Raw genomic sequence first — 4,807 nt, forward strand, 5'->3', positions numbered from 1 at the left:
AGCTTGAGCAATTTGCTAATGTTTGGCACAAATCGGACAATGCGCATCTTTGCGATAGCCCATCAGCCGTTGCTGCATCTGGCTACCATCCCATAGTAACAGCTTATTTGTCAGTGGATTTTTGGTTAATCCTAGATATTGTAGCGCTGCATTGGCTTGCAAGTTACCCATAATAGCGGGCGTGGTGGCGAGTACCCCTGAATTGGCACAAGTACGTTCATCCGCCGCTGCATCGTCTGTTACCGAACCAAAGACGCAATGATAGCAGCCGGTATTTAAGTGCGGCTCATATAGTGCCAATTGTCCTTGCATGGCTATCGCTGAAGCGGATAATAACGGAATCTGGTAACGCACACTAATACGGTTGATGATATCGCGAGTGGCAAAATTATCCGTGCAGTCTAAAAGTAAGTCAGGCTTACCAGATGCCATATCAAGCAGCTCATAAGCATTGTCTTCACTCAATCTGGCCACTGTCCCATGCGCCCTAACCAAAGGGTTAATTTTGGTCAGCATATGAGCTGCCGTGAGCGCCTTAGGTTTGCCAATATCTTCAGGTAAAAATAGCGTTTGCCGTTGCAGATTACTGGCTTCAATCACATCATCATCAATCAGGTGCACTTGCCCAAGCCCTGCCCGTACTAACATCTCAGAAGCAGGACAACCGAGACCGCCAGCCCCAATCATCACGACTCGCGAGGCTTTCAAACGTAGCTGCGCATCGATATCCCAGCCATCAAGCAAAATCTGCCGCGCATAACGCAGCAATTCTGCATCTGTTAGCTGCGCTGTTTCTTTGGAGTGCGTCATACTTTCTACCACTATTTTTCACCACAAGTTTTAAGCAAAATATCCATTATTAAAAACCTATTTTTAAAGACTCACCTTTAAAAACTTACTCTTAAAAACCAATTATAACAACTGACCTAAAGTCACCCTGTCATTACCGCCAAAGTCCTGCACAGTATGAACAGACTCAAAGCGATTGTCGAAAAATAGCTGACGAACTTTCGCACCTTGATCAAAACCATGCTCAATTGCTAAAAGCCCACCTTTACGTAAGTGTTGCGGCGCCTGCTTAACAATATGCGCTATATCGGCAAGTCCATGATTAGGGGCGCTTAAGGCGCTAATCGGCTCGGCGACCAGTCTTGCTAAATGCTCATCTTCTTCATCAATATAAGGCGGATTAGAGACAATCACATCGAATAATGGCTCATTCTGAGCAGACAGCACTTCATACCAGCTACTTTGGATAAACTTAATATCAGCAGCAACCTCATTTATCATTGCATTATGCCTAGCGACTTTTAACGCTTCTAGCGATAAATCAACGGCAACCACTTGCCAATTTTTAGCCTTATTGTTTGGCTGACGCTTATCTAACTCATGCGCGAGGCTAATCGCTATACAGCCAGAGCCAGTGCCCAAATCTAAGAGGCGCTTTGGCTTATTATTGCCATCGGCACTTTTTGGTTGAGAGTTTATCCAAGCTAATACTTGTTCGATCAATACCTCAGTATCGGGCCTCGGTATCAATGTATGCTCATTGACTTTAAAATTCAGCGACCAAAATTCTTGCTGTCCCGTTAAATACGCCAAGGGCGTGCCCTGCTGCATCTTAGTCACACCCGCATGGAATTGCGTAAGCTCGCTATCGCTCAGCTGATAGTTTTCATCCGTGATTAAAAAAGAGCTTGGCTGCTCAATGACAAACAACAACCAATCAGTGAGCCAAAATGAAGGCAAATGACTATTTTTACTGTCGTTTAACCACTGCTGAACTTGCTGTTTTATTTGCCCAATGGTAGCTGCTGTCATAGATAACTCGTAAAATTACTGTTTACTGAATAAGCCTGTTGAACTGGTTATATGTCATGCATTAACTACTCTGAAGCGCGGGGCGGTTCTTTGGTATCTGTTAGATTTGGATTGGCTTTGGTTAACTTATCGCCAATACCGCTGCCGCCTTCACCATCGCCATTATTGTCTTTGTCGCCATAAATATCATCGTTATCACCAATAACGATATGTTTATCCACAAAGTAAATCAGCGCTAAAATTGGAATACCAATCGCAAAGGTAAAAATAAAGAAGAACGGATAGCCCATACTATCAACGATAGAACCTGAATAACCACCCATGACTTTAGGTATCAAGGTCATTAACGAAGAAAAAATAGCATACTGTACCGCGGTAAAACGGATAGAAGTCAATGCCGATAAAAAAGCGATAAATACTGCGCTGGCAAGACCTGCTGCTAAGTTATCAAAGATAACCGCCATATACATGATGGGCAAACTGCCTGGATTATAGGTCAGCACCACAAATAATAAATTGGTCGCACAAGCGAGAATAGCGCCAATCATCATCGCATGCATGATACGAAAACGCTGCGCCAACAGCCCACCTAAGAAACCGCCAGAAATCGCCATAATGACGCCAACCAGTTTGACCGCATTGGCAATATCGGTTTTACTAAAGCCCATGTCTTGATAAAAGACGTTTGATATCACCCCTGCCACGATGTCTGAGATACGGTACAAGCCAATCAAGGCCAATAACAATAATGCCTTTTTACCATAGCGTCTAAAGAAATCTAAGATAGGCTCAATCCAGGTCGCCATCGCAATTTCTTTTTTCACTAAACCGACTTTTACCAAGGCATAACCCGCTGCCAGCGCTACGGCTAAGCTTGTTAGCAAATGCAGCGTCTCACTGATAAAGCTGACAAACACACCCTCAAACTTGGGCAATCCTTGCCCTATCAAAACATAGGCGGCGATAAATGCGACGACGGCAAACACAAACAATAAAACCAATCTGACGTAGTCTTCGCGCGTTTCCGCCACCAATGGCGCTTTATTAATGATCTTAGGTTGATTAATCATAAAATAAAGCAGTAGTAATGGTGCACAAGCAACCAACGCTAAAAAGTAGAACTTAATGCTCGGCATGGCCATCAGCGGTATCAGCGCAATGCTACTATCAAAAACTTTATTAATCAGAATATTGACAAGATATATGGCGCTAAACAACAACGCCGGTATTAATAGTAACGCTGAGTAAATTAAGAAAACTTTGAGGTTGTTTCTTTGTTTATTATTTTGCAAAATCTCAGCGGTTGGCTCATAACTGGCAAAGGTAGTCAATATACCTAAAGTCATGACTCCGGCCATAATATAATAGGTATTGCGCCACGCTTCATAACTATAAAAGCTTTCCGTTGAACCAAAATAATCTGCTAAATACAGCGCGCCTGCCCCAGCGACAATCATACCAATGCGGTAACCTGACACATAAATAGAGGACAAAATAGACTGCATCGATGGCGGTGCCAGCTCAATGCGGTAAGCATCAATAACGATATCTTGGGTAGCAGAAGAAAAGCCCAACAAAACCGCCGCGCCCGCCATATAAACCAACACGTCTTCGCTGATAGGGTTGACCGTCGCCATCAAAAAGATAGCCAATACAATCAGCAGCTGCGATACCACCATCCAACTACGGCGGCGACCCAACCATTTGGTCAAAAAAGGCACTGGCAGCGCGTCGATTAATGGCGCCCAAATAAACTTAAATGATTATCCCAATGCTGCCCAACTGAACATCGTCACCACACCGCGGTCAATCCCGGCTTCTCTTAGCCATAACGACAGACTGGAAAAAATCAGTAAAATGGGAATACCGGCCGAAAACCCTAAAAACAGCATGATAATAACGCGCGAATCTAAATAAGCCTTGGCGGCTTCTGCCCATGATTTTTTGGCAATCGGTTGTTCAGGCGTTACAGGTTGGACAGCAGACATAATCACTCACCAAAAATTGAGATAAAAAACACAACTGCGCACAATTTTTATCAATCATTTCTCAGTAATACGGATAAAAAGGATCGATAAAAATTGCTCAGCGTTGTATAAAAACCATCGTTAGCACAAAATTGAATTATGGTACTTGAGAACGCTAACCTTGACTAGATGTTTTTGCATTAACTTAATAACCATAGCATTTGGCAACACCGTTTATTTCAATACGGTAACGTCATGTATCAGTAGCTCACTTAACCATTAAGACAATCTTTTTTTCATTATCTATTGCTTTAAACACCTATTGTCAATTTAAGGAAAATAAATTACTCTATATTCCAAATTAGTATAAATTCATAGCCATTTATTATATACGAGAATAATAACTTTGATTTACACTAGCGACTTATTGAATACTTGTAGTTTTTTACTTTTATATACAGACGAGGTTTGTATATTTATACATAGGGTTAAATGATGGCAATCGACGTAGTGGTCAATCAGCGGCATCTACAAATCCAGCTCAAACAGTTGGAAACAGTGTGGCATACGGTAATCAATGGCTATAACTTGAGTCAAGCGGCCACCGTGCTGCATACCAGCCAATCGAGTCTATCAAAGCATATCGCGGCACTTGAGAACCAGCTTAAAACCGAAGTGTTCGTGCGCCAAGGCAAACGTTTGACGGGGCTGACGACCATGGGCACGGCACTGATGCCGCATATCGAATCTATCTTTGCTGAAATCCGGACCATCGAAAACCTCAGTTTGGATTTTAATAATCCCAATATTGGCACACTGACCATTGCGACCACGCACACGCAAGCGCGTTATGTATTGCCAAAAGTGGTCAAAGAATTTAAAGATCGTTTCCCTAAAGTTAATTTAATTCTGCAACAAGCAGATCCCGAGACCATCGCGCAGATGGTTATTCGTGGGCAGGCGGATATTGGCATTGCGACCGAATCTTTGTTGCACAATGATTATCTACGCTGCTACCG

5 protein-coding genes are annotated in these 4,807 nt (G+C 42.9%); 1 reads left to right on the forward strand and 4 read right to left on the reverse strand.

The annotated features are described in order from the left end of the window. Positions 1-15: 15 nt before the first annotated feature. The 4 genes from V7D75_RS10265 to V7D75_RS10280 all read right to left on the reverse strand — a co-directional run bounded on the left by V7D75_RS10265 (position 16) and on the right by V7D75_RS10280 (position 3,809). Positions 16-810, reverse strand: a complete 795-nt coding sequence (locus tag V7D75_RS10265; RefSeq protein ID WP_333614484.1) for a HesA/MoeB/ThiF family protein — start codon at positions 808-810, stop codon at positions 16-18. A 102-nt stretch (positions 811-912) separates the two neighbouring features. Continuing rightward, positions 913-1,821 (reverse strand): peptide chain release factor N(5)-glutamine methyltransferase, encoded by a 909-nt coding sequence (gene prmC / locus V7D75_RS10270; RefSeq protein WP_333614485.1) that lies wholly within the window; start codon positions 1,819-1,821, stop codon positions 913-915. Positions 1,822-1,886: 65 nt separating this feature from the next. Further along, the gene (locus V7D75_RS10275; RefSeq protein WP_333614489.1) at positions 1,887-3,572 is read right to left on the reverse strand and encodes an AmpG family muropeptide MFS transporter; all 1,686 of its coding nucleotides are present in this window, start codon (positions 3,570-3,572) and stop codon (positions 1,887-1,889) included. A 12-nt stretch (positions 3,573-3,584) separates the two neighbouring features. After that, positions 3,585-3,809 carry a hypothetical protein gene (locus V7D75_RS10280; protein ID WP_333614486.1) on the reverse strand — a complete coding sequence of 75 codons (225 nt, stop codon included), beginning with the start codon at positions 3,807-3,809 and terminating at the stop codon, positions 3,585-3,587. Positions 3,810-4,283: 474 nt separating this feature from the next. On the opposite strand from V7D75_RS10280, the gene V7D75_RS10285 reads away from it, so the two are divergent. Beyond that, a partial coding sequence (locus tag V7D75_RS10285) for a LysR substrate-binding domain-containing protein (RefSeq protein WP_333614490.1) occupies positions 4,284-4,807 on the forward strand: 524 nt, incomplete at its 3' end.

It is taken from the genome of Psychrobacter sp., from assembly GCF_036731945.1.
Classification (GTDB): Bacteria; Pseudomonadota; Gammaproteobacteria; order Pseudomonadales; family Moraxellaceae; genus Psychrobacter.